24 protein-coding genes and 1 riboswitch are annotated in these 24982 nt (G+C 48.8%); of the genes, 11 read left to right on the forward strand and 13 right to left on the reverse strand.

The annotated features are described in order from the left end of the window. The first annotated feature begins 8 nt into the window (after positions 1–8). Positions 9–1271, forward strand: a complete 1263-nt coding sequence (gene larA / locus C3B52_RS14285; RefSeq protein ID WP_103106812.1) for a nickel-dependent lactate racemase — start codon at positions 9–11, stop codon at positions 1269–1271. Positions 1272–1312: 41 nt separating this feature from the next. After that, a complete protein-coding gene (gene larE / locus C3B52_RS14290) occupies positions 1313–2125 on the forward strand; it encodes an ATP-dependent sacrificial sulfur transferase LarE (protein WP_235615715.1) in 813 nt (270 codons plus the stop codon). 36 nt (positions 2126–2161) lie between these two features. Here larE and C3B52_RS36450 read toward each other — a convergent pair whose 3' ends face one another. Continuing rightward, on the reverse strand, positions 2162–2434 hold the full coding sequence (locus C3B52_RS36450; RefSeq protein WP_164684783.1) for a hypothetical protein: 273 nt from the start codon (positions 2432–2434) through the stop codon (positions 2162–2164). A 906-nt stretch (positions 2435–3340) separates the two neighbouring features. On the opposite strand from C3B52_RS36450, the gene C3B52_RS14300 reads away from it, so the two are divergent. The 6 genes from C3B52_RS14300 to C3B52_RS14325 all read left to right on the forward strand — a co-directional run bounded on the left by C3B52_RS14300 (position 3341) and on the right by C3B52_RS14325 (position 8786). Next, complete coding sequence (locus tag C3B52_RS14300) at positions 3341–4069, forward strand: amino acid ABC transporter ATP-binding protein (protein WP_103106816.1); 729 nt, start codon at positions 3341–3343, stop codon at positions 4067–4069. A gap of 33 nt (positions 4070–4102) precedes the next feature. Then, complete coding sequence (locus C3B52_RS14305) at positions 4103–4960, forward strand: transporter substrate-binding domain-containing protein (protein WP_103106818.1); 858 nt, start codon at positions 4103–4105, stop codon at positions 4958–4960. A gap of 85 nt (positions 4961–5045) precedes the next feature. Further along, complete coding sequence (locus tag C3B52_RS14310) at positions 5046–5699, forward strand: amino acid ABC transporter permease (RefSeq protein ID WP_103106819.1); 654 nt, start codon at positions 5046–5048, stop codon at positions 5697–5699. A 15-nt stretch (positions 5700–5714) separates the two neighbouring features. Beyond that, positions 5715–6365 (forward strand): amino acid ABC transporter permease, encoded by a 651-nt coding sequence (locus tag C3B52_RS14315; protein WP_103106821.1) that lies wholly within the window; start codon positions 5715–5717, stop codon positions 6363–6365. Positions 6366–6597: 232 nt separating this feature from the next. Beyond that, positions 6598–7869 (forward strand): sensor histidine kinase, encoded by a 1272-nt coding sequence (locus C3B52_RS14320; protein ID WP_103106823.1) that lies wholly within the window; start codon positions 6598–6600, stop codon positions 7867–7869. Further along, positions 7866–8786, forward strand: coding sequence for a response regulator (locus tag C3B52_RS14325; RefSeq protein WP_103106825.1), 921 nt, complete (start codon positions 7866–7868; stop codon positions 8784–8786). Before C3B52_RS14320 ends, C3B52_RS14325 begins: the two co-directional genes overlap by 4 nt. 76 nt (positions 8787–8862) lie before the next feature. Here the strand turns inward: C3B52_RS14325 and C3B52_RS14330 are convergent, their stop codons facing one another. From C3B52_RS14330 to C3B52_RS14345, 4 genes are read right to left on the reverse strand one after another with little or no spacing between them, the layout of a single operon-like run. Then, the gene (locus C3B52_RS14330; protein WP_103106826.1) at positions 8863–9588 is read right to left on the reverse strand and encodes an ABC transporter ATP-binding protein; all 726 of its coding nucleotides are present in this window, start codon (positions 9586–9588) and stop codon (positions 8863–8865) included. Between the two features lie 5 nt (positions 9589–9593). After that, positions 9594–10400 carry an ABC transporter permease gene (locus C3B52_RS14335; protein ID WP_103106828.1) on the reverse strand — a complete coding sequence of 269 codons (807 nt, stop codon included), beginning with the start codon at positions 10398–10400 and terminating at the stop codon, positions 9594–9596. Positions 10401–10418: 18 nt separating this feature from the next. Beyond that, on the reverse strand, positions 10419–10991 hold the full coding sequence (locus C3B52_RS14340) for a nitrous oxide reductase accessory protein NosL (protein WP_103106830.1): 573 nt from the start codon (positions 10989–10991) through the stop codon (positions 10419–10421). Next, positions 10988–12346, reverse strand: a complete 1359-nt coding sequence (locus tag C3B52_RS14345) for a right-handed parallel beta-helix repeat-containing protein (protein ID WP_235615716.1) — start codon at positions 12344–12346, stop codon at positions 10988–10990. The genes C3B52_RS14340 and C3B52_RS14345 overlap by 4 nt, the downstream gene beginning before the upstream one ends. Positions 12347–12607: 261 nt before the next feature. Between C3B52_RS14345 and C3B52_RS14350 the strand changes: the two genes are divergently transcribed. Continuing rightward, positions 12608–12919: a hypothetical protein gene (locus tag C3B52_RS14350; protein ID WP_103106831.1), complete on the forward strand. Its 312-nt coding sequence runs from the start codon at positions 12608–12610 to the stop codon at positions 12917–12919. Positions 12920–13194: 275 nt separating this feature from the next. Then, entirely contained in the window at positions 13195–14769 is a 1575-nt protein-coding gene (locus C3B52_RS14355; protein WP_103106833.1) for an FMN-binding glutamate synthase family protein, read from the forward strand. Between the two features lie 67 nt (positions 14770–14836). Here the strand turns inward: C3B52_RS14355 and C3B52_RS14360 are convergent, their stop codons facing one another. Beyond that, positions 14837–15373, reverse strand: a complete 537-nt coding sequence (locus tag C3B52_RS14360) for a peroxiredoxin (RefSeq protein ID WP_103106835.1) — start codon at positions 15371–15373, stop codon at positions 14837–14839. A gap of 324 nt (positions 15374–15697) precedes the next feature. Here C3B52_RS14360 and C3B52_RS14365 point away from each other — a divergent pair, with 324 nt between their 5' ends. Continuing rightward, complete coding sequence (locus tag C3B52_RS14365; RefSeq protein ID WP_103106836.1) at positions 15698–17782, forward strand: TerD family protein; 2085 nt, start codon at positions 15698–15700, stop codon at positions 17780–17782. A gap of 49 nt (positions 17783–17831) precedes the next feature. Here the strand turns inward: C3B52_RS14365 and C3B52_RS14370 are convergent, their stop codons facing one another. The 7 genes from C3B52_RS14370 to C3B52_RS14400 form a co-directional block, all read right to left on the reverse strand. Continuing rightward, the gene (locus C3B52_RS14370) at positions 17832–18362 is read right to left on the reverse strand and encodes a cupin domain-containing protein (protein ID WP_049737237.1); all 531 of its coding nucleotides are present in this window, start codon (positions 18360–18362) and stop codon (positions 17832–17834) included. Further along, the gene (locus C3B52_RS14375; RefSeq protein WP_103106838.1) at positions 18314–19150 is read right to left on the reverse strand and encodes an ATP-binding cassette domain-containing protein; all 837 of its coding nucleotides are present in this window, start codon (positions 19148–19150) and stop codon (positions 18314–18316) included. Before C3B52_RS14375 ends, C3B52_RS14370 begins: the two co-directional genes overlap by 49 nt. Beyond that, positions 19147–20118 (reverse strand): ABC transporter ATP-binding protein, encoded by a 972-nt coding sequence (locus C3B52_RS14380; protein WP_103106840.1) that lies wholly within the window; start codon positions 20116–20118, stop codon positions 19147–19149. The genes C3B52_RS14375 and C3B52_RS14380 overlap by 4 nt, the downstream gene beginning before the upstream one ends. A gap of 16 nt (positions 20119–20134) precedes the next feature. Next, the gene (locus tag C3B52_RS14385) at positions 20135–21025 is read right to left on the reverse strand and encodes an ABC transporter permease subunit (RefSeq protein WP_103106842.1); all 891 of its coding nucleotides are present in this window, start codon (positions 21023–21025) and stop codon (positions 20135–20137) included. Positions 21026–21040: 15 nt separating this feature from the next. Then, positions 21041–22045: an ABC transporter permease gene (locus tag C3B52_RS14390; RefSeq protein ID WP_103106844.1), complete on the reverse strand. Its 1005-nt coding sequence runs from the start codon at positions 22043–22045 to the stop codon at positions 21041–21043. A gap of 25 nt (positions 22046–22070) precedes the next feature. After that, positions 22071–23690, reverse strand: coding sequence for an ABC transporter substrate-binding protein (locus C3B52_RS14395; protein ID WP_201264889.1), 1620 nt, complete (start codon positions 23688–23690; stop codon positions 22071–22073). 62 nt (positions 23691–23752) lie between these two features. Continuing rightward, entirely contained in the window at positions 23753–24463 is a 711-nt protein-coding gene (locus C3B52_RS14400) for a M15 family metallopeptidase (protein WP_103106846.1), read from the reverse strand. A gap of 215 nt (positions 24464–24678) precedes the next feature. Continuing rightward, positions 24679–24897, forward strand: a riboswitch (cobalamin riboswitch). Positions 24898–24982 lie beyond the last annotated feature (85 nt).

The raw sequence follows: 24982 nt of genomic DNA on the forward strand, positions 1-24982 counted from the left end.
AGAATGGAATGAAAACGACGCTGCTTTATGGAAAAGACGGATTGACGATAGATGTGCCAGATGACTCCTTGATAGTCGAACCGAAAAACCTGCCGGGTCTCGAAAATGAAGAGGAAGCGGTAATACAAGCACTCCAGGAGCCGATCGGTACACAGCCACTGCGAGACATGGTAAAAGGTACAGACAAGGTAGCGATCGTCATCAGCGACATCACGCGTCCTACGCCCAATCACAAGCTGGTTCCGTGGATTTTGAAGGAGCTGTCGCATGTACCGCTGGAAAATTTCGTGGTGATTAACGGGACAGGTACGCACCGAGACCAGACACGGGAAGAATTCGTGCAGATGCTGGGTGAATGGGTGGTGGACAATGTGCGCGTCATCAACCATCACTGCCATGAAAAAGAAGAGCTGGTCAAGGTAGGAGAAAGCCGTTTCGGTTGTGATGCGTATTTAAACAAGGAATACGTAGAGGCAGATTTTAAAATCGTGACGGGCTTTATCGAGCCGCATTTCTTTGCCGGATTTTCTGGTGGACCCAAAGGGATTATGCCTGGAATCGCTGGCATCGAGACCATCATGACCTTTCACAACGCCCGGATGATCGGTGACCCGCTGGCAACGTGGGGAAATATGGAGAACAATCCGGTGCAGGATATGGCCCGCGAAGTCAATCGGATGTGCAAGCCTGACTTTATGTTGAATGTTACTTTGAACCGCGAAAAGGAAATAACCGCTGTTTTTGCAGGTGAGCTGTTCGAAGCCCACGATCAGGGCTGCGCATTTGCAAAAGAGCATGCGATGATACGCTGTGACCACCGCTTTGATGTAGTCATCACGTCGAATTCCGGCTATCCGTTGGACCAGAATCTGTATCAAGCGGTAAAAGGCATGAGTGCTGCACATAAAATTGTCAAAAAAGGCGGAACGATTATTTGCGCTGCGGAGTGCTCGGACGGACTTCCCAACCATGGCAATTACGCTAGTATCTTGAAAATGCGCAAGACTCCACAGGAAATTTTGGATATGATCAATGATCCTTCCTTTAAAATCTTCGACCAATGGCAGGTGCAGAAGCAGGCAGTTATTCAGGTTTGGGCAGATGTGCATGTGTATTCCAGCTTGTCGGATGAAACCGTAGAGCTGGCCATGTTTACACCTACGCGCGACATTACGGAAAACCTGAATGAGCTGAAGAAAAAGTACGGCGAGCAAATGACCGTGGCCGTTCTTCCGCTAGGTCCGCTAACCATACCTTACGTAGAGGAGTAAGATCAGTCTGTCCAGTGTGGAGAAAGGAGGAGGATTATACGGTGCATGAACAAAAAATGGAGACGCTGCGAAGCTTGCTCAGACAAATGGAAAGAGTCGTTGTTGCTTTTTCCGGTGGTGTAGACAGCACGTTTCTGGTGAGGGTAGCAGTGGATACTTTGGGGGCAGAAAACGTACTCGCAGTGACCGCAGATTCGGAAACGTATCCGACATCAGAGCTGGCAGAAGCAAGAGAGCTGGCGAGGCAGATCGGGGTTCCCCATCAAGTGATCGAAACCTCCGAGCTGTCCATCCCGGGATATGCGGAGAATACGCATGATCGGTGCTACTTTTGCAAGAAAAGCTTGTTCGAGCATCTGCTGCCCATTCTGGAGCAGCAAGGCTATCAGAATCTCGCCTATGGTTTGATCGCCGATGACATGAGTGATCACAGACCAGGGACCCGTGCAGCTCAAGAACTCGGTGTACGAGCACCATTGCAGGAGGCAGGTCTCTATAAAGAAGAGATCCGTGAGCTCTCACGCGAGCTGGGCCTGCCCACGTGGAAAAAGCCATCGTTTGCGTGCCTGTCCTCGCGAATCAGCTACGGGGAGCAAATCACGTTGGAAAAGCTGATAAAGGTCGATCGCTCTGAGGCGTATTTAAAAGGGCTGGGAATCCGGCAGGTGCGTGTGCGTACACACGGTGAAATTGCACGAATCGAAGTCGAGTCTGCGGACATACCGATCGTTCTTCAGCATAAGGAAGAGATAACGAATCAGCTTAAAGCGTACGGGTATTCCTATGTGACGATGGATTTGCTTGGCTACAAGAGCGGTAGCATGAATCTGGGTGTAGCGAAAACTGGTGTTTGAGATCGTTTTTAAAAAATGAAGCTGTTCCTTGGCAGTTTAAAGCTGCCAGAGGGGCAGCTTTTTTGTTCTCGTAACGTGGCTGTAGGGGGGGGAAGCAGATTTCCATGCTCGGCTCCGGTCTACGTCCTGCGAGGAAGGGGTGACTGTCCGCTCCGAGCCGATTCGCGGGGGATCGTAAAAGTGGTAGCCGCTCCGCAGAGTATTCAGGGTTACGATACTGTTGCCCGCGAATCGGTTCTCCGCTGAGTAGGACTTCGCGAGTCGCTCCGCCTGGAAATCTGCTTCTCTGGCGGGAGTGTCTCGTGTCACGTTGCTGCAGGGGAGAGAAGCCTGTTTCCATGCTCGGCTCCGGTCTACGTCCTACATGGGAGTGAAACTGTCCGCTTCGAGCCGATTCGCGGGGGATCGTAAAAGTGGTAGCCGCTACGTAGAGTATTCAGGGTTACGATCCTGTTGCCCGCGAATCGGCTCTCCGCTAAGCAGGACTTCGCGAGTCGCTCCGCCTGGAAACATGCTTCTCTGGCGGGAGTGTCTCGTGTCACGTTGCTGCAGGGGGAGAGAAGCCTGTTTCCATGCTCGGCTCCGGTCTACGTCCTGCGAGGAAGGGGTGACTGTCCGCTCCGAGCCGATTCGCGGGGGATCGTAAAAGTGGTAGCCTCTTCGTAGATCATTCAGGGTTACGCTCCTGATGCCCGCGAATCGGCTCTCCGCTGAGTAGGACTTCGTGAGTCGCTCCGCCTGGAAACATGCTTCTCTGGCGAAACTGAATCTGCTTCAACGAGGATCATTCAAAAAATAAGCACGAAACAGATTCAAAGCTGTCCGAGAAAAAGGGAGAAACAAGCGAAGCTCTTTGGAACACCTACCAAGGCGCAGTGGAAAAAGAGAAACACGCCCTTAGCGTCCAACTTTGAGAAGCCTCTTGAACCGACCACTTTTGGACGCGGGTTTCGCTTTTGCAAAGGAGCCGGCCAGGGATGACCCGAGAGAGTGTTCCAAGAAGCTGGAGCGTTTTCTCCCTTTTTCTCCCCACCACTACAGCTCGAATGAGGCAATCCGAAGGAAAAATCTCCTATTTCCGCAAGATTTTCATGCAATTACCCCTATTATTAGAAAATTGTAAAGAAAAATAATATTTTCTTTAGTCTTTTTCAGTAGTTTTGGGTAGAGCGTTCTTACGATACAAATTAGGAAAGAGAGCAAGGGGGAATCTGGTTGATTAGTTTTCATCAAGTGAACAAGCATTATGGCAACTTTCATGTCCTGAGGAACATCGACCTGCATATCAACCAGGGAGAAGTCGTCGTGGTTATTGGCCCATCTGGTTCAGGCAAAAGTACGATGGTTCGCTGCATCAACAGATTGGAAACGGTTACAAGTGGAGAGCTCGTCGTTGACAATGTACAGGTGAACGACAAAAACACAGATATTAACCAGCTACGCCGCAACATCGGCATGGTTTTTCAACACTTCAATCTCTATCCGCATAAAACCGTAATGCAAAACATCACGCTCGCGCCCGTCAAGGTACTCGGTGTCTCCCAAAAGGAAGCGGACGAAACCGCTCTGTACTATTTGGAAAAGGTAGGGATTCCTGAAAAGGCAGATATGTACCCTACACAGCTTTCCGGTGGGCAGCAGCAGCGTGTAGCAATCGCGCGCGGACTGGCGATGCGACCAAAAATCATGCTTTTCGATGAGCCGACCTCCGCTCTGGACCCAGAGACAATCGGAGAAGTGCTGGATGTCATGAAGAAGCTGGCGCAAGAAGGTATGACGATGGTCGTCGTGACGCACGAAATGGGCTTTGCCCGGGAAGTGGCCGATCGCATCGTCTTCATGGACCAAGGCCGAATCTTGGAAGAAGCGACGCCGGAGCAGTTTTTTGCCAATCCGAGTGAAGAGCGTGCGCGTTTGTTCTTGAGCCGCATTTTGAACCACTAGAATCTAAAACAAAGAGAGAAAAGGGGTATTCAGATGAAAGCAAACAAGGTATGGAAGAAAGTAGCTGGAATGGGATTGGTGCTCATGCTGAGCGCAACTGCACTCGCAGGCTGTGGAGGCGGCAAGACCTCAGAAGGAGCAGCGCCAGGCGGTCAAGCTACTGGAGCAGCTGGTACAGGTACAATCGCCAAAATGAAGGAAAGAGACAAATTTGTAGTCGGCGTAAAGTATGATTTGAATCTGTTTGGACTGAAGGACCCGGCAACTGGTAACGTAGAAGGTCTTGATATTGATATTGCCAAGGCAATCGCTAAAAAGGTGCTTGGCGATGAAAATAAAATCGAGCTGAAAGAAGTAACCTCCAAAACGCGGATTCCGATGCTGAAAAACGGCGAAATTGATGCGATCATTGCTACGATGACGATTACGGAAGAGCGCAAAAAGGAAGTTGATTTCTCCGATGTATACTTCCTGGCTGGTCAATCGTTGCTCGTGAAAAAAGATAGCAGCATCAATGGCATTAAAGACCTGCAAAAAGGCATGAAGGTCGTAACTGCAAAAGGCTCTACTTCCGCTAAAAACATTCGTGCGAGTGCACCGGATGCAGAAATTCTTGAATTCGAAAATTACGCAGAAGCCTTCACAGCGCTAAAAGCTGGACAAGGTGATGCGCTTACTACTGATAACGCTCTCTTATACGGAATGGCAAAACAAGATCCGAACTACCGTGTAACTGAAGAAACCTTTACCGAAGAACCATACGGAATTGCGATCAGCAAAGGCGATGCAGAATTCGTAAAAACAGTAAACGACCTGTTGAAAGAAATGAAAGAAAACGGCGAATACGACAAGATTTACGAAAAATGGATTGGAGAAAAGCCGAAAAAATAATGCTGTTCGACTCCATTACGGATGAGCGGTTGTAATTACCGCTCATTCCCTTATTTTCTTACGCCAGAGGGGGTTCGTAACAGAGATGATTGATTTTTCGATCTTGATTGATCACTGGGATATGTATCTAGAGGGATTTGGAAACACCTTGAAAGCGAGCCTGCTCGCACTGATTGGCAGCTTTGTTTTAGGAACGATCTTTGCTATCTTCCGAATTTCTCCGATTCGCCCACTCAACTGGATAGGCGCTGCATTCGTGGAATTTATCCGTAACATTCCATTGATTCTCGTAGTCTTTCTGTTTTTCGTGGGACTACCATCCATCGGAATTGTGCTAAATCCATTTCTTGCAGGAACAATGGGCCTTACTGTATATACCGCTGCTTTTATTGCGGAGACCATACGCGCTGGAATCCAGGCCGTTCCTAAAGGACAAACGGAAGCCGCACGCTCCTCAGGTCTGACTTATTTGCAAACGATGCGCTACGTCATTTTGCCACAGGCGATTAAAGTGGTCATTCCTCCCATGGGCAACCAGTTTATCAATCTGGTCAAAAACTCGTCCGTTTTGGGTGTAATTGCTGGTCTCGACCTGATGTATTTCGGTGATCTGATTGCAGCCGATACCTTTGTTACGTTTGATGTGTACATTTTCGTGGGTCTTTTCTATCTAATTCTAACCCTTCCGTTAAGCTCGTTCGTAAGCTATTTGGAACGACGCTTGGCGAAAGGCCGCTAATAAGGAGGGGACACCATGGACTTCATCGGGGCTTATACGCCAAGTCACTTGACCTTTCTCCTAGAAGGTTTTTGGATCACCTTGCAGGTGGCATTTCTGTCGATTGTATTCAGTTTTGCGATTGCGATTGTAGTTGGGGTGCTTCGCTATGCGCGCATTCCGGTCGTCTCTCGTATTCTCGCTACAGTGGTGGAGCTAGTTCGTAATCTGCCGCTTCTCTTGATCATTTTCTTCACGTATTTTGCTCTGCCAGAAGTGGGCATCAAGCTCGATAAATTTTATGCTGCGGTTTTGGCATTGGTTATTTTTGAGGCTGCGATGCTGTCCGAGATTGTGCGCAGCGGATTGAACTCGGTGGAAAAGGGACAAATTGAAGCCGCTCGTTCCTCAGGCCTCAATTATGTACAAACGCTCTGGCATGTTGTGCTTCCACAAGCGCTGCGCCGGATGGTACCACCCATTGTTAGCCAGTTTATCTCATTATTGAAGGATACTTCGCTGGCGGTCATTATTGCTCTGCCTGAGTTGATGAACCATGCACAAATTATCAACGGTCGCAATGTCAATTACGTCATTCCGACGTTCCTGCTCGTAGCGGTCATGTACTTTGTGGTTAACTATGCGTTGTCGATTGTTTCCAAACGTTTGGAAAATAAGCACGCTTAATAGTGGATGTGACCGCTTGTGGTCAAACACTTTTGTCCCCGACGAGAGGGGAAAACGGTCATAACTGTTTTGTGCAGATCTCCGATTCTTTGTAAAATAGGAATGGAGATCTTTTCTTTTCCATTAGGAAAGGTTGATTTTACTGACTGGATAAGGGAAAAGTATAAGTATAACAAAGGCTTTTGCTAGTGGGCTTTGCGGTAAGCAAGGTTTTTCTCAGAAAGGGGCTATTATGCGCGAGCGTTTATTGATACTCTGTGTCATTATGCTGGCATCGGCTTTTTTCGGAGAGATGAAGGTGAATCCCTTTGGGGGTTCTTTTCGCTTCTCTCTGGGAATTGCCGCTTTCTTTTTCGGACTGCTCTGGTTTCAATCCGTACCGGTACTCCTGACAGGCTTTTTGACGGGGACATTTATTCTCGGGTTTCGCGTAGGGCTCGACGTGCTCATTGATTATCGGACGTGGGCAGAAAGCTTTTTTGTACATTTGCCCTCTGCCTTTTATTATTTCAGCTTTTCGCTCTTAATTTATTTCGTTCGCGCGAGAAAGTATTTGGAATTTCCTTTATTAGTAGGCTTGATTGGGGCTTCGGTAGATTTCCTTTCCAATATCGTGGAGCTGCAAGTACGTCAAATTTTTAGTGATACACCAATGCTTACTTGGGAGAGCGCTTTTATGCTTCTCTTTTTTGGTGCCCTGCGCAGCTTTTTTGTGGTAGGTCTCTACAACAGTGTCTCAATAAGACAGGTCAGAGCTGTGGGAGCGGTGCGCCAGGAGGAGCTGGAACGATTGCGCATGATCAATACTGAATTGTACGAAGAGGCATTTTACTTGCGAAAATCGATGACACACCTCGAAGAAATCACCCGAGAAAGCTATCAGCTATATACGCGGCTGCGAGAGTCTGAGCATGCGGAATCGCCTACAGCACTCACGATTGCAGAGCATGTACACGAGGTAAAAAAGGACTCGCAGCGAATGCTTGCTGGATTATCCAATCTTATGAATCAGGAAGATTTATCACCCCATCTGCCAGTGGCTGAGTTGTGCGGACTGGTGATTCGAGCGAACCAAAAATATGCCGAAATGCTGGACAAGGAAATTGAGTTCACCTGGAATTGTCAGGTGAAGCTATCAACGAGCCAAATCTACGCGCTGCTCTCTGTACTGAACAATCTGGTCGCCAATGCTGTAGAGGCCATTGATAAAACCGGCAATGTGGAATTGCTCGTCAAGCTGGATCATCGTAATATAGTATTTCACGTACTGGACAGTGGGCCGGGGATTCCCCGTGAGGAAAGAGAATGGGTTTTCCAGCCTGGATATACGACGAAATACGATGCGCAAGGAAATTCATCTACCGGAATTGGACTCACGCATGCCAGAGGGATTGTCCAAAGTCTGCAAGGCAGCTTGCATATTTTGCACGATCGGGAAGGCATGACGCATTTTGAGGTGCAAATTCCAACCGATCAACTGCTCAGAAAGGAGGTCGTGTCGTGATCCGTTTTTTTCTGATTGAAGACGATGCGGTCGTGAGAAGAATGTTGGAGCGAATTATTCAGGATAGCGGTCTGGGAGAGATCGTAGGTCAGGCAAGTGATGGAAATCAGGTGTCGATCGATCAGTTATTTGGGGTCGATGTGATCATCATCGATCTTTTGATGCCTGAGCTGGACGGTATTCAGACGATTAAAAAGCTGCAAACAGAAGGCTTTGCTGGGAGATTCATCATGGTGTCGCAGGTGGAAAACAAAGAGATGATTGGTGAAGCGTACCTGCAAGGCATTGATACCTTTATCCAAAAGCCAATCAATCGTCTGGAAGTCATGTCTGTCCTCAAGCGGGTAGCGGACTACTTGTCTTTGGAGGCGTCGCTACAGACCATTCGTAAGTCACTGCAGATTTTAGATATCAAAGGAAAGCAGGAGCCAGCTGATTTTGGCTCGAAGCCTGCCTCCTTTTCTGAGCAGGATGGCTTGGCACAAAAGGCACAGCAGCTCTTGCTCCAGCTGGGGATCGCAAGTGAAGCGGGAGCCCCTGATCTGGTACTGATCATCCAGTGGCTGGCTCAAGAAGAGCGCAGGGGAGATCAGCTTCGCGATATTCAGCTAAAGGAGCTGTACTCACAGATTTTGCTGAAGCTGCATGGTACACTGGATGAGCAGTCGATGGGAAAAGAAGTCCGTGCGATGGAGCAGAGGATCAGACGAATGGTGCTGCAAGCATTCAATCACTTGTCATCACTAGGGTTAACCGACTATGCCAACCCTACCTTCGAGCATTTTGCTCCGCGCTTATTTGATTTTCAGGAAATCCGCCAACGCATGCAAGAGCTGGAGGCTGGCGAAAAAACAACCAAATGCCGGATTAGTGTACGAAAGTTTTTATCTGTCTTTTTTATGGAAGCAAAAGCATAAGCAATCATACCTGAATACAAAAAAGGAAAAAACAGACCGCATGTATGTGAATCAATACGGTTTGCTTTTTCCTTTTTTAAATCTGCGCCTTCGAAAAAAGCTCCGAAAACGCACCGTACAGCCCCGTTCCACCATACTGCAGCTGATAGTCCTCAATTGGGCTGTCACGTACGATTTGCCCATTCATCAAAAAGATAGCACGATCTGCAATGGCATCGGCTACCTGCAGCTGATGCGTAGAAAAGATGACAGTCTGACCTGCGAGCTTGATTTCCCGCACCAGATCGACAAATCCATCCATCCAATATGGATCAAGCCCATTCGTTGGCTCGTCGAGGATGACGAGCGCAGGCTTGGCCAAGATCGCTTGAGCGAAAAGAAGCCGCTGCTGCATGCCTTTGGAAAACTGGGAAACACGTTTGTTTCGATGCTCATGCAGTCCCACTGCTGCCAGTACATGATCTGCTTCCTCAGCGGAGCGATTACGAAGCGAGGCGTAGAAGCGTATCGTTTCACTAGCAGTGAGTCCAGGTGAAAAGGTAAAGTGATCGGGCATATAACCAATTTGCTGCAAGTAATCGACCCGATGATCATTCCAGTTCAAGCCATTGAGTTGAATTGTTCCAGAGGTAGGGCGCAAAATTCCGACGATCATGCGCAAGATCGTACTTTTTCCTGCACCATTGCCGCCACACAAAGCGACGACTTCTCCTGGCTCAATCCGCAGACTAAAAGGATGCACAATCGTTTTCCCCTGGATCGTTTTTTCTACCTGGTCAATCTCCAGTCCAAATACGTCCACGTTTCTCACCTTCTTTCCCACGCTTTGATGGCGATATAGAGTGTGACGCCAATCCAGGCCAGACAAAGTGCAACGAAGCACATATCTCCCAGCGGGGAATCGACCCAGTACATCCACTTATAGTACTCAGGGCCAAAAATCGAGCCACCCCCAAGCCGGGCAACAGAGAAGACACGGACGAACTCTGCCGGATTCAGCAGGGTGACGACTTGAAGAATCGGCTTGATCCATGTGTACGGAACAAAGCTAAGCAGGGAAATGAGCAGGGTAGGCCAAGCCAAAATATAGAAAAACCAGATGCTGACGCCCATTGTCAAAGCCTGCCAACGGTTCCGACTCAGCGCCCCAATCAACAATGCAATCCCGAGAAACAACAAGATGATACAGAGCGAAAAGACGAACAGAAACAACAGTGTTGTGGCAGAGAAGCTTTTCCCGAGCAATGCGCCGGCAAGCCCGGAAAGTCCATAGCCAAAGGAAACAATCGAGATGAGGACGACCGCTTGCCCAAGGTATTTTCCCAGCAAAAAGGAAGAGGTGGTCATCGCATACGTAGACAATAGCTGCCAGCTTCCTTCCTCCTTTTCTGCGGTGAGAGAAAAGGAGGAGAGGAGCATCGTCATCAGTGGCAGCAGGTACAAAATCAGGTTAAGCATAGTGCCGGTTGTATATGTATAGCCTTGCATGTAGGACTGCGACTGGATGACGAGCAGCCCGAGACTAAACAGGGAGAACAGGGCCATAAATGAGTATGACCACGGATTGCGGAAGCCAACCTTCACTTCCCGTTTGGCAATCAGATTGATGTGCACGTTCTCCACGTCCTTACACTAGTGTTTTGATTGCGTGTTGCTGTCTGTTGCTGGTGTGCTTTCAGAGTGACCTTCTGTAGAATGGCCATCCTGCTGCTGGTGCCCACCGGAGGAATGTCCGTCCTTGTTCATGTGCTCGCTCATGCTGCGTTCCCACGTATGGGCTTTTAGGTCTGTGACAACACCCTTTTTCTGCTCTTGTACGAAAGACTCTGCCGCTGCTTTGTCTTTGAAGGAGTAAATGCCATAGCTCATTGGAGTTTTGAAAGTTGCGTCATAGGCGTAGGCAGCCTGATCTGCTTTCATCCATTCAGCCGTATAGTAGTCACGAACAAACTGGACATCGACTGTTTCCGTGCCATTTTTCTCGGTCCACTCATGCATGCAGCCGATATCATCGAATTTCAGAACCTTGCCATCCTTGAGAACGATTTGGGTTGCGTTGTGGTCATTTGGTACATGCATGTGACAAATATCACATTTGTCTACGCCCTCGGCAATCTCGGCTGGCTGTGCTTCCTGCTTGCCGCAGCCCATCATCATGAGGCTAATTCCTACAATCGCACCTAATGTGGTTATCCATTTTTTCATTGCTTTCTCACTCCTGTATATATAATTGAACCACTACCGAGCAATAAGAGTGCTCCTAAAATACCTGTCAGCCAGCTACTGCTGCCCCCGACATCATGAGCCTGAGATTCGGGTGGAGTCATCAGTGGGGCAGCGTCACGAATGGTTGTGCCCGTCCCGTTAGTAAAGAGTCCCTCGAGAAACACGAAGCCCGGTGCCTGGAAAAACAGCTGGTAGGGAGGAACAGCATCCGTCAGACCGAGATAAAAGGGATTCATTTCATAAGGAAGATCGCTGCGAGCATCACCGTTAACGTCCAGCCCTTGCAGATTGTCCCAGTAGTTCCCATCCAGTCGATCAGTTGTACTGTCTTGTGCCTGTGCTTGAATGACGTTTGAGACAAACACATTTTCAGTCAGTACGTTGTCGCGCGAATTAAGGAGCTGCATCCCGATAAAATTGAGCTTTAGCTGATTCTGGCGTACCGTTATTCCCTCTGATCGTTCCAAATAAAGTCCGACCCGGTTGCCCTCGATCTGATTCCCTTCCAATTTCGAATTCGTCACCTCATAGAGGAGGATACCCTGGGAATTGGGGTTTTTTTGCTGCTTGAGCAGTTGATTGCCTAGAACAGCAGCTTTGGTCGTCTCCATCAGCATGGCGCCAGTCACGTTTTCACTTCCGGTATTCTCCGCAAGAATGCTGCCGGAGGTTCCCATGAAATGATAGCCGTACCGCGATTTTTCTACGTGATTTTGTGTGATTTCATTGCCATTGCTGCGCTCCACATAAATACCGTCAAAAGCGTTCGTGACCTGATTGGAACTAATTCGGTTCTGGTGTGAATCGTACAAGTCGATTCCATTTCCTTTTTGCGCGATTACGTTGCTTTTTGGTGTCTCCTGGCCTTTTGTCAGGTGCTTGCTGTGATCGATTCCTGCGTCGCTACCTGTGCCTCTTTCTTTTACTTTGCCGATAACCTGGATGTTGTGCAGCGTATTGGAGTTGGCCTCACGCAGCTGTATGCCTGTGCCCATCGTTTCGATTACGATTTGCTCCAAGACGTTTTGATTGCCCCTGATTACAAGTGATGCATCCTCACTGTTAACCCGTTTGTCTACGATCTTGATTCCCTGAATCGTGACGTTGTCGCTTTGGATCGTAACAGCAGCTTCATCACTGGGATTTGTCAGCTTCACATTCCCTTTTGCCAGCAGGACGAGGGGCTTGGTTATCTTTATCGGTCCCTCGTAATCCCCTTCAGGTATGGATATGGTATCCCCGGGGCGAGCCTGGTCGAGCATGGCTTGCAGGTTGTTGGATCCCTCTGCCGCTCTTATGCCAGTTGGAACCAGAAACATGATGAGACTGGCCATGCTTGCCAGTGACAGATAGCGGAAAAAACGGCGACTTTTCCATCTCCAAATCAGGGTTTTTCCCCCTTTCCACTCCTTGATCGAGCCACTTTTAGCATAGCAGTCCGGCTTTCATTTCGGATGACTCAACCGGGCTATAAAACGTGTCAAAAATCGCAACGATTTTACAAAAATGGAAAAGATGAGAGGAAAAAGCGCGATGGCAATCAGCGCAAAATAGGTTCATAATGAGAAGAAATTGTGACAAATGGAGGACGAGGTATGGATGCGACGATCGAAAAGGCACTACATATCATGCTGGCCAATTGGGAGCGTATGAAAAAGAGCCACGAAGACGATGCCGAGGATGATGCAAATACATTCGAGGCTTCCTTTTATCATTTGATGGAGCAAATTCGCGAATGGTTTGGAAAGCTGGAGCCAAAGCCAACGACAGTGGATGATGCCTTGCTTTTGCCGGATATGGCTAAGCTGGAAGAGCAGATGCCTGTGGAAATCCTGTTGAACTTCGAGACGGAGCTGGAGCTGATCGTAGAAGGTGAGACGAGGATTGAGGACGAGAGATACGACTAGTTGCGTACATAGTGGATGCAATGCCATCATCATTTTGAAAAAGGGACAACCGGAAGCTAGGGAGAGTGGCTTTCCGAGTTGTCTCTTTTTATTTTTCGTCTTTTTCTGCGTACAGTCGGACATATCAGGAAGCAGAGTCTTGTCTCTTTGCATGATCAGCAGTATGGGTGGTTGAAAACCTGAAACGTACGAGAAGACCGAATGAGAATTGGAAATGGACGTATTCTATGTATAGGTAAATCATGGACACCTGTGTTACGGGAGGGAGTGGTAAGATGACAAACACGATTTTGTTAGTCATTGTACTGATCATAATTGTTTTGCCACCGCTGGTCTTTTTTAGCTATATGTACATGTTGTCGAAGCAGCCGAAGCATTCCATCATTCGTTCTCATCCGTTTTTGGGGTGGGTTCGCTACTTGCTTGAAAAGCTCGGACCTGAATTCCGTCAGTATTGGTTTGACAACGATACGGAGGGAAAGCCGTTTTCTCGTGCGGACTTTGTCGGTCTTGTCTATGCAGCAAAATACCGGACGGATCTGATTTCATTTGGCGGCAGACGGGATTACGAGAAGCCCGGTTTTTATTTGTCCAATGCCATGTTTCCCAAATTGACAAGTGAGCTGCGGGTCAATAATGAAAAGACTGTTCCAGGAAAAAAGTATGTCATTACAGATGAAGGTTTGTTCACGCGGAGGGAAAAATTCATATCGGGGGAAGTATCGCCGTGGCTTTTGCATGATACGGATGTCATTGTGGTTGGCGAAAATCGTCGGCATCCGTGGCGGCTGTCGGGCATGTTCGGTGCATCCGCGACCTCGTATGGGGCAGTCGGTGAAAACTATATTTTGTCTACTGGAAGCGGAGCACATATGGCTGGCGGCTCGTGGATCAATACCGGGGAGGGCGGAGTGGCGGAGGTGCACCTGTCTACTGGGGTGGACATCATTTCGCAGATCGGTCCAGGCATGTTTGGCTTCCGGGACGATACGGGCCATTTTTCCATAGAAGAGTACAAGCGCAAGGCTGAGATCCCAAATATCAAGGCATTCGAGCTGAAGTTTCATCAGGGCGCCAAAATTAGGGGTGGACATCTCGAAGGTACGAAGGTCACGGAGAAGGTAGCGGCTGCCCGATTGGTTCCTGTCGGGAAGACGGTGAATTCACCCAATCGCTTTGAGTTTTTGACCAATCCCGAGCAAGCATTGCGCTTCATCGGAACGTTGCAGGAGGCGGGGGGAAAGCCTGTCGGGGTAAAAATTGTTGTGGGTGATCCAAAGCGACTCGAGCCGTTCTTTGCCAGCATGCTGGAGCTGGACATTTATCCAGATTTTATTACGGTAGATGGCTCAGAGGGTGGCTCTGGTGCAACCTTCAAGGCGATGGCAGATGGCATGGGGCTGCCACTGTATCCAGCCTTAATTATCCTCGACGATACAGCGAGGAAGTTCGGTGTGCGCGATCGCTTCAAAATCTTCGCTTCCGGAAAGCTGGTTACACCAGACAAGGTAGCGATTGCGCTTGCGCTGGGCGCAGACTGCGTCAGCTCGGCACGCGGATTTATGATGGCTAACGGCTGTATCATGGCTATGCAATGCCATACAGGCAAGTGTCCGACAGGGATTACGACAACCGACTCCAAATACCAGGAGGCGCTTGCCCCTGAAGAAAAACAGTGGCGTGTTATGAACTACATTTTGCAGCTGCGAGAAGGCTTGTTTTCATTGGCCGCGGCCTGTGGCTTGGAAAGTCCACGAGAATTGCGGCGAGAGCATGTCGTGTTTACAAACGAGAGCGGAGAAAGTGTACGGGTGGTGGATTTATTTCCGTATCCGGCGGTGTCGAGGTAAAGCAGGTGGCTCAGAACAAAAAAGCGGGTGGCAATCACATGCCCCCGCGTCTTGTTTTTTTTATGTCTTACGTTGTAGAAATCGTTTGTTGTCCAGGCTTCCAATCCATCGGGCACAAGCCGCCAGATTGAAGTGCTTCGATCACCCGGATAGTTTCATCTACACTTCGACCTACTTTGGAGTTGGATATGACGGAGTATTGCAGGACGCCTTCTGGATCGATGATGAAGCTCGCACGCAGCGGTGCTTTGCTTGCTTCGTCCAATACACCGTAGGCGAGAGTGGCTTCCTTGCCATAATCAGAAGCGAGTGGGAAAGAAAGTGGACCGATTCCTTCGCTGGATCTCATCCATGCTTTATGGGTGTGGATGCTGTCGCCGCTTACGCCAAGCACCTCGACATTCAGGTCGGTGAACTCCTTGATTCGCCGGTTCAGGCTCAAAATTTCCGTTGGGCACACCTTGGAAAAGTCAAACGGGTAAAAGAACAAAAGAAGCCATTTGCCGCGATAGTCTACCAGGCTTTTTGGCAGGGGAAAGCCATTGTCAAAGGTAACGGTGTCCATCGTAAAATCAGGTGTAGGAAGTCCAATACGTGCTGTCATCGTAATCTCTCCTCGTTTGAGCAATCAAATATGTAAGGTTCTGGTATTAAAGTAGCATGAGAAGTAATTATAATCAATATCAAATTAAAATAATTTTAAAATAACAACACTTTACGTACAACCAAAAAAGCGGTAAAATGGGTAAAAATAACAAAATTCATAAAAAATCAGGCTATTGTACACCTTCCTTCTAATCCAAATGAGCTTAGGGGTACTACTTTCCTGATTTTTTTTTACCCAAATTACGTACAACCGGGGCTCGGTCAGAGGACTGGCCGTAGCCAGGCTGCTACTGTAACGAAGAATGGATGGGTGCTAGCTCTTATGAAAAATCAAGTATACCTTTGGCGGAAAAATAAAATTGTGGTAGAGCACGGTAGCAATGATCTGCCTGTCTCATATTTGGCTGCGGCCTTGCGTAACATTGAGAGTCTTGGTTATACGTTTTCTCTCGAGCTGTTAGAGAGAATCCGGACTTTATCAGAAGGCGAGTTTTTCGCGTTGTATTCCACTGTCGTATCTGTACTCAAGGAAAAGGTAGGAGCATCCAGACGCTTCAAGCCGATGTATCCGAATTTTCCCAAGCAGGTAATGGAAGCAAACGATGGAGAGCTTTATCTGCAAGCAATACGTCATTATTTGACATGGAAGCTGCCTGTACATGAGGTGAAAAAAAGACTGCCGCTGTTAAAGGAATCCCGGCTGAAGCTGATCGAGCTGGGAACGGATGAAGAGCTTTTGCAGGTTGGGATGAATCTGCTGCGTGCGAAAAGCTCATTATCTGTGAAAGACAAAGAGGATTTGGAAGTATTGCTTCAGGAGTGTACTGGAATTGCAGAAGCCTTGCCACCGGAAATCCCGCACAAAGAAAATGTCGCTATCGTAGCAAGTATATTGCTAAAGCATGACAAGCTTCCTATTGATTTTTTTGCGAATTACTGCAAAACAGCGACCGACGTGCTACGAATTGCGGTAGCGCTGTCTGATGGGGATGTGAGCTTGGCTGCACCGACCAAATTTCGCAAATTCAGACGCTCTGAAAGGCGCTTGCTCCTGCGATTGCTTGAAGCCAGTCCCAATCTAATCGAAGATATGCTGCGCTACAAAAACCGCTGGATTCGTCTCGGAGAAATTTTGCACCCATTTGAGTATCAGGATCGGTACCCAAAAACGGCTGAAGCGTTTGACGCCTTACGCAACAATCATAAAATCGAGACGATGGGAAGCAAGGTCGAGCAAGCCTTGGTATATGGGGATGTAGCTGCGGCTGTGCAGCTCCTCGGTCAGCGGCCGGGGGAGTTCGCCCGCAGATTGGACCATTTGCTTCGGATATCTGAAAATGGGGAAGTTGTGCTGGAGTCATTTGCAAAAATCGCTGCATCTGTATCCACACCCGTGCTGCTACAGGTAATGAATCATTTCGTAAAAAGAGAAGCCTACGGAAAATGGCGGACCTTTTTTCCAAAAGGAGAAGTGGCAAAAGTACAGGCGATCCCAAATACGCTTGTGAGTCTGGAGGAACCTATCCGGCAAAGAGCGGCAACGATTTGCCGCGAGGTGCTAATGCAGCGGTTTGCAGCTTTGCCACCACTCGGAAAAGTCTTTATTGATCCGCGCCTTCACGAGCATCTCGTCCCGTTTTCCCAGCGTTCAGCGAGCAAGGCGCTTCGTACGCTAGTTCGCGGCTCCAGAATAGCGATCCCGGAGGGTGGAACCATCCGCTTTTTTACATGGTGGAGAGAAGGACAAGTAAACGGTATGCCAACAGGTCGCGTGGATGTGGATTTGTCAGCAGTGCTGTATAATGCGAAATGGAAGTACCTGGAGCATATCTCCTATACCAATTTGCGCTCAGCGAAGTATCAGGCATACCATAGCGGGGATATCGTGGAAGCTCCTAATGGCGCTTGTGAATTTATTGACTTGGATATGGAGTCCATCATCCGGTATGGCGGGAGGTATGTCGTGATGTCGCTGAATTCATTTACCAATCAGCCGTATTGCGACTTGCCGGAATGCTATGCAGGCTGGATGATCCGTACAGAGCCGCAGTCAGGAGAAATTTTTGAACCGCAGACTGTTCAGGACAAGGTCGATCTCGCTTCCAATACTTCGATCAGTATTCCAGTCATACTCGATCTGGTAGAACGCAAAGTGATCTGGACAGATGTTGCCCTGCGCTCACACCCACGCTTTGTCAACAATGTAGAGGCAAACAGCGGCGGTATGCAATGGATGGGGAAAGCACTGACCACGCTAGTAAAGCCAACGCTCCATGAGCTGTTTTCGCTTCACGTCGAGGCGAGAGGTACACGAACTGATCAGGAAGAAAACGCAGATACCGTTTTCTCGCTGGAGACTGGAATCACGCCTTTTGACACCGAGATCATCATGGCTGATTTTTTATAGATTATGTAGATTAGATAAGCCAGCTACGTTGAGCTGGCTTTTTACTGTTCTACGTCGCCCGCGCCCAAATCGCAAGCGATACGGTTTTTCCAGGATTAATAAATCGATGCGGTGCGGTGCTACTAAACCCAATGCTGTCGCCCTCGTACAGATGGTATTCCCTCTCTGCCAGCAGCACCTTTAATTCTCCCTGCAAAATATAGCCGCATTCTTCGCCAGAATGAGAGATTTGCTCCTGCTCTAGTGTTTCACCGGGCTCAATTTCGATCAACAAAAACTCGATTTTTCCTTCTTGCAGGGGGGTCAGCACATGGTATTTCGTCATCGTATTCTTCAATTGAATAATCTTATGCATGCCTTTACGAATCAGAGGCTCATGGTCGTCCTTTAGTCGGAAAAAGTGATTGATCGGAACGTCAAGAGCGGAGCATATTTTCCAAAAGGTACCCACAGTGGGGTCTACCAATCCGCGTTCAATCTGTGAGAGAAGACTCATACTCAAACCGGTCTTGTCTGCGAGATTTTGTAGCGTTAATTGCTTTTGTTTACGGATTTCTCTAAGTTCTGCTCCGTTAAACATGTCGTATCAACCCTCTTTGCGTAAAGACTCGGAAGTGAGGACAGCAGTGATTTCGTGTACGCGTCCTCGGGATGAGAAAAAATATCCGCGACGCTTCCTGTTTCAACGATCCGTCCCTGTTTCATGACGGCCATGCGATCACACATATAACGGATGACAGCCATGTTGTGAGAAATGAATAGATACGTAAGATTGCGCTCGCGCTTTAGCTCTTGCAGCAGGTTCAGGACATGTGCCTGAACAGAAACGTCGAGTGCAGAGGTTGGCTCGTCCAACACAACAAAGGTGGGGTCAGTGATAAGTGCTCTGGCGATCGCGATGCGCTGGCGCTGTCCACCGCTAAATTCATGCGGATAACGATTCAAATGCTCCACTTTCAGACCTACGCGGGTAATTAGGGCATGCAGTTTTTCCGTACTCGCCTTTGCTGCCCGTTCGGCAGGTGGGAGTGCCAGTAATGGTTCCGTAATAATCGCTTGAATCCGCATGCGTGGGTCCAGGGAGGATTGCGGGTCCTGAAAGACGATTTGCATTTCTCCTGGCTGCAGTCTGGAAAATTTGCTGCCTTGCCAGAGCGGACTTCCTTTATATAGAAGAGAGCCGCTTGTGGGATGCTCCAGACCAGTGATCATTTTTCCCAGCGTGCTTTTCCCTGACCCTGATTCCCCGATTAGTCCAAACGTTTCACCCTGGGCTATGGAAAAATCGACTTGTGAAACAGCGAGAAAGCTTTGCGCGCCTTTTTTATATTCCTTGCTAACTCCTGATACCTCTAGCAATGGATTCATCCGGTTTCCCTCCCCCAGCACGATACTTCATGTGTAATTGATCCCACCTGTGCAAGCTCCAAACTAGGATGGTCCTCTACACAAATGGGCAGGGAGCGGGAGCAACGGGAAGCGAAAACGCATCCAGGTGGCCTGTTCCGCAAATCAGGTGATTCTCCAGGGATAGCCAGGAGCGGCTGATCCGGAGTCGCCAGATCGGGGAGGGCACCAATCAATGCCTTGGTATAGGGATGCTGCGGCTTTTGCAAAACTTCTTCTGTCGTCCCTGTCTCTACGACTTCTCCGGCATACATCACCACAACACGCTGGCAGACCTGTGCAACGACTCCTAAGTCATGTGTGATGAGCATAATCGAGGTGCCGCGCTTTGCAGCAAGGTCCTGCATGAGCTTTAGAATCTCGCTTTGAATGGTTACGTCCAGGGCGGTCGTAGGCTCATCAGCAATTAACAGATCAGGCGGGGCGGACATGGCGAGTGCGATGACGACCCGCTGCCGCATCCCTCCGCTCAGCTCAAACGGAAATTTGCGGGCAACGAGGTGCGGTTCGTTGATCTGTACCTCCGCGAGACTGAGTACGGCTTGCTGGTACGCTTCTTTATAGGAAATCTTTCTGTGGCGATGAATCACTTCGGCGAGCTGATCGCCAATGCGCATCGTCGGGTGCAAGGCAGTCATGGGCTCCTGGAAAACCATTCCGATTTCTTTGCCACGAAGTGCCTGCAATTCTTTCTTTTCGAGAGAGAAGATGTTTCTTCCTTTATAGTGAATCGAGCCTGATGAAATCGAAGCATTTTTCTCTAAAAGTCCAAGTATGGTCAGGGCCGTTACGGACTTGCCTGAGCCAGATTCGCCAACGATCCCTACGATTTCTCCTTGTTTGATGGAGATAGACACGTTTTGCAGCGCTTTGATCTTATCCTGCATGGATGAAAATTCAACCGTCAAGTTTTTGATTTCCAGCAGCATACGGCTGCCCTCCCTTTTATGAACGGTTTGCTTTTGGATCGAGAATATCCCGAATTCCATCACCGATCAGATTGAAGCCGCACGAAGCAAGGAACAGTGCCAGTCCAGGAAATGTCGGATACCACCAATAGTCGAGCAGATATTTCCAACCAATACTGATCATTGCTCCCCATTCTGGGGTCGGAGGCTGTGCACCCAAGCCGAGGAAGCCTAGAGTGGCCACTAACAGAATCGCGTCGCCAATGTCCAGTGTGACCTGAATAACGACGGGTGAGAGCGCATTTGGAATGATATGGCGTGCGATAATGCGCCAAGGCTTGATCCCAAACGTGACAGCGGCTTTCACGAACAGCTTTTCACGCAAAGATAATGTTTCGGCGCGGGCCAGACGCACATACACCGGAATTTTGATGATCGCAATGGCAAGCATTGCATTCTGCAAATTCGGACCGAGTGTAGCTGCGACTGCCATGGCCAGAACGAGCGAAGGAAAAGCAAGCACGATGTCCATAAAGCGCATAATGACTTGATCCAGCTTTCCTCCGACATAACCGGAGATGGAGCCGATAATGGTACCGATAAGTCCTGCACCAAATACGACCGCTACCCCTACGCCGAGAGAGAGACGAGCGCCGTACAGGATGCGGGTGAAAATATCTCTGCCTACTTCATCTGTGCCAAACCAGTGATCGCTGCTTGGTGGAGCAAAGCGCTCGGCGATATTGATTTTGGTAGGCTCATATGGGCTGATTAACGGTGCGAATACAGACAGCACCAAAATAGTCAAAAGAAGCAACAAACCAAAGAGAGTCAGTGGGTTTCTGCGGATTTTGTACCAAAAGGGGTTGACCGCTTTCGTTGCTGTCACTGCTCTTCCATTTTCCGTTTTCGCAGCTATACCAGACACAAGTTGGCCCCCTTTCTATTCCTTGATTTGCGGATCAAGCGCGTAATAAGTGAGATCGACGAGCAAATTGATGATTACGTAGCCGAACGAGATGACAAAGGTAAAGCCCATGATTGCCGGGAAGTCGAGAAAGGCGATTGATTCCACGACATATTTGCCCATGCCCGGCCAGCTGAAAATCGTTTCGGTCACGACGGCTCCACCCAAAAGTGAGCCAAACGACAGACCGACAACCGTAATCGTAGGAATCAGAGCATTTCGCAGGGCGTACCGGAATAACAGCACAGGTCCGTGTATTCCGTTTGCTAGAGCTGTTCGAATGTATTCCTGACTGAGAACCTCCAGCATACTCGCGCGTACTTGCCTGGTGACGATAGCGAGCTGGGCAAAAGCAAGTGTGCAAGCAGGCAAAATCAGATGCCACAAGCTGTTCGTAAATGCGGCCCAATTGCCTGTCAACAGACTATCCAGCAAATAGAGCCCAGTAATAGAAGGGGGCGGCGTAATCATCAAATCAATACGTCCGCTGGAAGGCAACAGATTGAAGAACTTGTAAAAAAGCAAAATCCCGATCAGACCACTCCAGAAAACGGGGGTGGAGATACCGGCAATGGAGAAAAAGCGTCCGGCATGATCCCAGTTCGTATCTTTCTTGACAGCGGAGAGAATCCCGATCGGAATCCCGATCACAATCGCAATGACAAAGGCAGTTAAGGCAAGCTCCAGTGTAGCAGGGAAAAATTTGATCAGATCATCGACGACGGGCTGTTGTGTGCGAATGGAATTGCCAAAGTCACCTGCAACAAGTCCCTCCATGTAGGTAAAATATTGGACCCAGACCGGTTGGTCTAGGCCCAATTGACGGCGGACTTCCTGCAGTGTTTCCTCACTGGCTCGCTGCCCCACCATCATTCGTGCCGGATCGCCAGGGATGACGTGCGAGAGAAAAAAGGTGATGAGCGTCACTCCCAAAAGGACCAGGACGAGCATGGCGAGTCGTTTGACGATGATTTGTCTCATGAGGAAAGCACTCCTTCAAGCGGCTTTATTTGGACATTTCGGCCAGGTTGTAAATGCCCTCCAGCATCGGATTGTAAACAAAGCCTTTGACAGACTTGCTTACCGGAAGCAAGAAATCCTTTTGATACAGATAGAGGTATGGCGCTTCATCAATCACGATTTTTTGGGCTTCCTGATAAATTTTTTCGCGCTCGGCTTTATCGTTGATAGACGCGGCTTTGCGAACCAGCTCGTCCACCTTGTCATTTTTATAGAAGGCACGGTTGCCGGCGAGACCGAAGTTGTTGGAATCAAACCAGTAGTTCATAAACATGTACGGATCACCGAAGTCAGGGCTCCATACACCCATGGCGAGATCAAATTCGCCTTTATCGATCATTTCGCGGGAGGTTGCATACGCGATTTTTTTCAGGTTCAGCTTGACGCCAATATCAGAGAAAAAGGCTTGCAGGGTCAAAGCTTCTGTTTCCCACCATGCTTTGTTGTCGGAGTACAGCAGGTCGATGCTCAGGTTTGTCGCACCTGCCTCAGCCAGCAATGCTTTTGCTTTTTCTACATCGCGCTTGTATTGATGGGCGGATTCGTCGTGACCCCACAGACCTTTTGGAATCGGTCCGCGCATTTGGGTAGCGAAGCCTTCCTGTACAGATTCGGTCAGCGCGTCGTAATCGATCGCGTAGCTGAGCGCCTGGCGTACCTTTGGATTTTGCAGGGCTGGATTGCCTTTTGTGGAGTTGACATAGATGTAATCCACAAACAGGCTAGGCTGCTGCAAAACTTCCAGGTTTGGCTGATCTTTAATTGCTTTTAGCTGTTCGTTCGGGATGCCTTCGGCGATATCGAGCTCGCCTTGCTCTAGCTGCAGGCGCTGTGCTGTTGAGTCTGGAATGATTTTAAAGAAAATGTTTTGAAGTGCGGGTTTGACTGAGGAGTTAGGGTTTGGAGAAAGCTTGATGTACTCGCCTTTTCTCCATTCAGAGAGTTGGTAAGGGCCACTGCCCATGGTGTTGTTCGCGAGGAAGTTTTGGCCTAGGTCACCGTTTTGCTCCTTTTCCATCACCTTCGGATTGACGATACCGCCATAGTTAGCAGCGAGTGTGGAGAGGAACGGTGGGAAGTTCTGCGAGAGAACGAATGTAACGCTTGTTGGCGAGTCTACCTTCACTTCTTTAATCACGTTGTAGACATCAGCCGGGCCCTTTTTGATTTTGAGTGTACGATCGAAGGTGAATTTGACTGCTTCAGCCGTTACAGGCGTTCCGTCAGCAAAAGTGTTTCCTTCGGTAAGAGTGAACGTCCAGCTGAGTCCGTCCTCGCTTACCTTCCATTCTTTTGCCAAGCCAGGCTTTACTTCGGTGGTGCCGCCATCGTACTCTACGAGACGCTGGTAGGTAGGGTAGGTGATTTTCCAGGCACTGTTGTCGAAGGTGACGGCGGGATCCAGTGTGCCTTGGTCGGCTGTGATGCCTACAAACAGAGTGTCAGCAGGAGTTGCAGATTTTGCCTGTGCGGGCTCTGCCGGTTTGTTCTCCGCCGGCTTTGTTTCGCCTTGGGATTGACTTGCGGGCGTACTGCTACAAGCTGCGGTCAGCATGGTGAGGATTAGCAGAAGGGTAGTGAATAAAAAAGACCATCTACGCTTCAAAGAATTCGACCCCCCAAATTTATTATATTTAATTATTTTTTAATATATTGCAAAAATTCTATTTATTCAACTATTATTTTTTCCATGGACAAGATGCCGCCATAGATCGGTTTTTGGTGCGTTTGCTGTCCCCAGCTGCGGGTGCCGTATTCAAAATGCCACCATTCTTTTGCATAGTTGACGAAGCCAGCGCTGGTCATGAGGTGGTAGAGCAGACGGCGATTGTTGCGGATTGCGATTTCATTTTCAGTCGGCTGTGACAGCTCTTCATAGTGCCTGGTCGCAGCAGCTTCTGTGAAATCATCGAAGTCCGTACCCATATCCAGCCAGCCGTTTGGTCCGGCAATAGTCAGATCAACAGCTCCTCCTGAGAGGTGAGGAGACGGCTTTGTAATGTCAGTTGTGGGAGGGGCGACAAATTTGCGTAGCTCTTCGGCGAGAGTAGCTCCGTCTTGCCAGCCCTGCAAAAGCAATGATTGACGAAAGCCTTCATAAAGGGATGCCTGTACCTCAAAGGAACGCCACCCGTCCAGTACAACCAGCTCATAGCCGCTGGGCAGCTGTTCGGCAGCGGAAGCGAGTCTTCGGGCTGCTTCCTTTCGCAAGTATGCTTCTGGTGTTGTCCCCGCATACCCTTGGGCGTAGTAAGCTGGATAAACGGAGATTCTTGCTGATAGAGTAGAGAGCGGGACCATTTCCTCGCCGCATTCTCTCACCGGAAGCGTGCTGGGAAGAACATGATCTGATAGTTTCGGGATTGGGGGAGATACCATAAAATTCACCTCCTTTGGATGGCTTTGGCAATATCGTAGCCGAAAAATGATTTTTAGTAAATTGCAATTTTATTTAATTTTCTGCAATATGATAATTTCGTGATAGTAAAGTGTGTCTTTACACCCCAGTTTTGTTTGTTCCTCAGCTTTTGCTTGAATCCCGACCAGCATTTGCTATTATTAAAACAAGTGCTTGTCATAGAATGAAAAATGAATTGAATACGATACAAACAGGTCCTTGTTACTGCGAAAAAGCTTTTCCCGGTAGCAGGGTTAAAAGGGAAGATTGGTGAAAAACCAACGCGGTCCCGCCACTGTAAGAGAGTAGCTATTCTTCATGGCAACGGCGCCATCCACTGCCCACAAGGGTGCGGGAAGGAGAAGAATAGCGATGATCCTCAAGCCAGGAGACCTGCCTGTTCTTGTTTTTGCACTGCATTCCTTCGGGTTAAAGGAAGAGGTGAGGATCGGTGAAGTATGCTATCCACACGCTTTGTTTTCCTTACACGATAAGGGGAG

It is taken from the genome of Brevibacillus reuszeri (genome assembly GCF_002897295.1).
Classification (GTDB): domain Bacteria; phylum Bacillota; class Bacilli; order Brevibacillales; family Brevibacillaceae; genus Brevibacillus; species Brevibacillus reuszeri_A.

Excerpts from the sequence above, each read along its gene's own strand:
- larA (WP_103106812.1), top strand. The coding sequence starts at position 9 with ATGAAAACGACGCTGCTTTATGGAAAAGACGGATTGACGATAGATGTG.
- C3B52_RS14315 (WP_103106821.1), top strand. The coding sequence starts at position 5,715 with ATGGACTTCATCGGGGCTTATACGCCAAGTCACTTGACCTTTCTCCTA.
- C3B52_RS14305 (WP_103106818.1), top strand. The coding sequence starts at position 4,103 with ATGAAAGCAAACAAGGTATGGAAGAAAGTAGCTGGAATGGGATTGGTG.
- C3B52_RS14340 (WP_103106830.1), bottom strand. The coding sequence starts at position 10,991 with ATGAAAAAATGGATAACCACATTAGGTGCGATTGTAGGAATTAGCCTC.
- C3B52_RS14390 (WP_103106844.1), bottom strand. The coding sequence starts at position 22,045 with ATGAGACAAATCATCGTCAAACGACTCGCCATGCTCGTCCTGGTCCTT.
- C3B52_RS14345 (WP_235615716.1), bottom strand. The coding sequence starts at position 12,346 with ATGGCCAGTCTCATCATGTTTCTGGTTCCAACTGGCATAAGAGCGGCA.
- C3B52_RS14365 (WP_103106836.1), top strand. The coding sequence starts at position 15,698 with ATGAAAAATCAAGTATACCTTTGGCGGAAAAATAAAATTGTGGTAGAG.
- C3B52_RS14375 (WP_103106838.1), bottom strand. The coding sequence starts at position 19,150 with ATGAATCCATTGCTAGAGGTATCAGGAGTTAGCAAGGAATATAAAAAA.
- C3B52_RS14370 (WP_049737237.1), bottom strand. The coding sequence starts at position 18,362 with ATGTTTAACGGAGCAGAACTTAGAGAAATCCGTAAACAAAAGCAATTA.
- C3B52_RS14360 (WP_103106835.1), bottom strand. The coding sequence starts at position 15,373 with ATGACAGCACGTATTGGACTTCCTACACCTGATTTTACGATGGACACC.
- C3B52_RS14310 (WP_103106819.1), top strand. The coding sequence starts at position 5,046 with ATGATTGATTTTTCGATCTTGATTGATCACTGGGATATGTATCTAGAG.
- C3B52_RS14355 (WP_103106833.1), top strand. The coding sequence starts at position 13,195 with ATGACAAACACGATTTTGTTAGTCATTGTACTGATCATAATTGTTTTG.
- C3B52_RS14320 (WP_103106823.1), top strand. The coding sequence starts at position 6,598 with ATGCGCGAGCGTTTATTGATACTCTGTGTCATTATGCTGGCATCGGCT.
- C3B52_RS14380 (WP_103106840.1), bottom strand. The coding sequence starts at position 20,118 with ATGCTGCTGGAAATCAAAAACTTGACGGTTGAATTTTCATCCATGCAG.
- C3B52_RS14350 (WP_103106831.1), top strand. The coding sequence starts at position 12,608 with ATGGATGCGACGATCGAAAAGGCACTACATATCATGCTGGCCAATTGG.
- C3B52_RS14400 (WP_103106846.1), bottom strand. The coding sequence starts at position 24,463 with ATGGTATCTCCCCCAATCCCGAAACTATCAGATCATGTTCTTCCCAGC.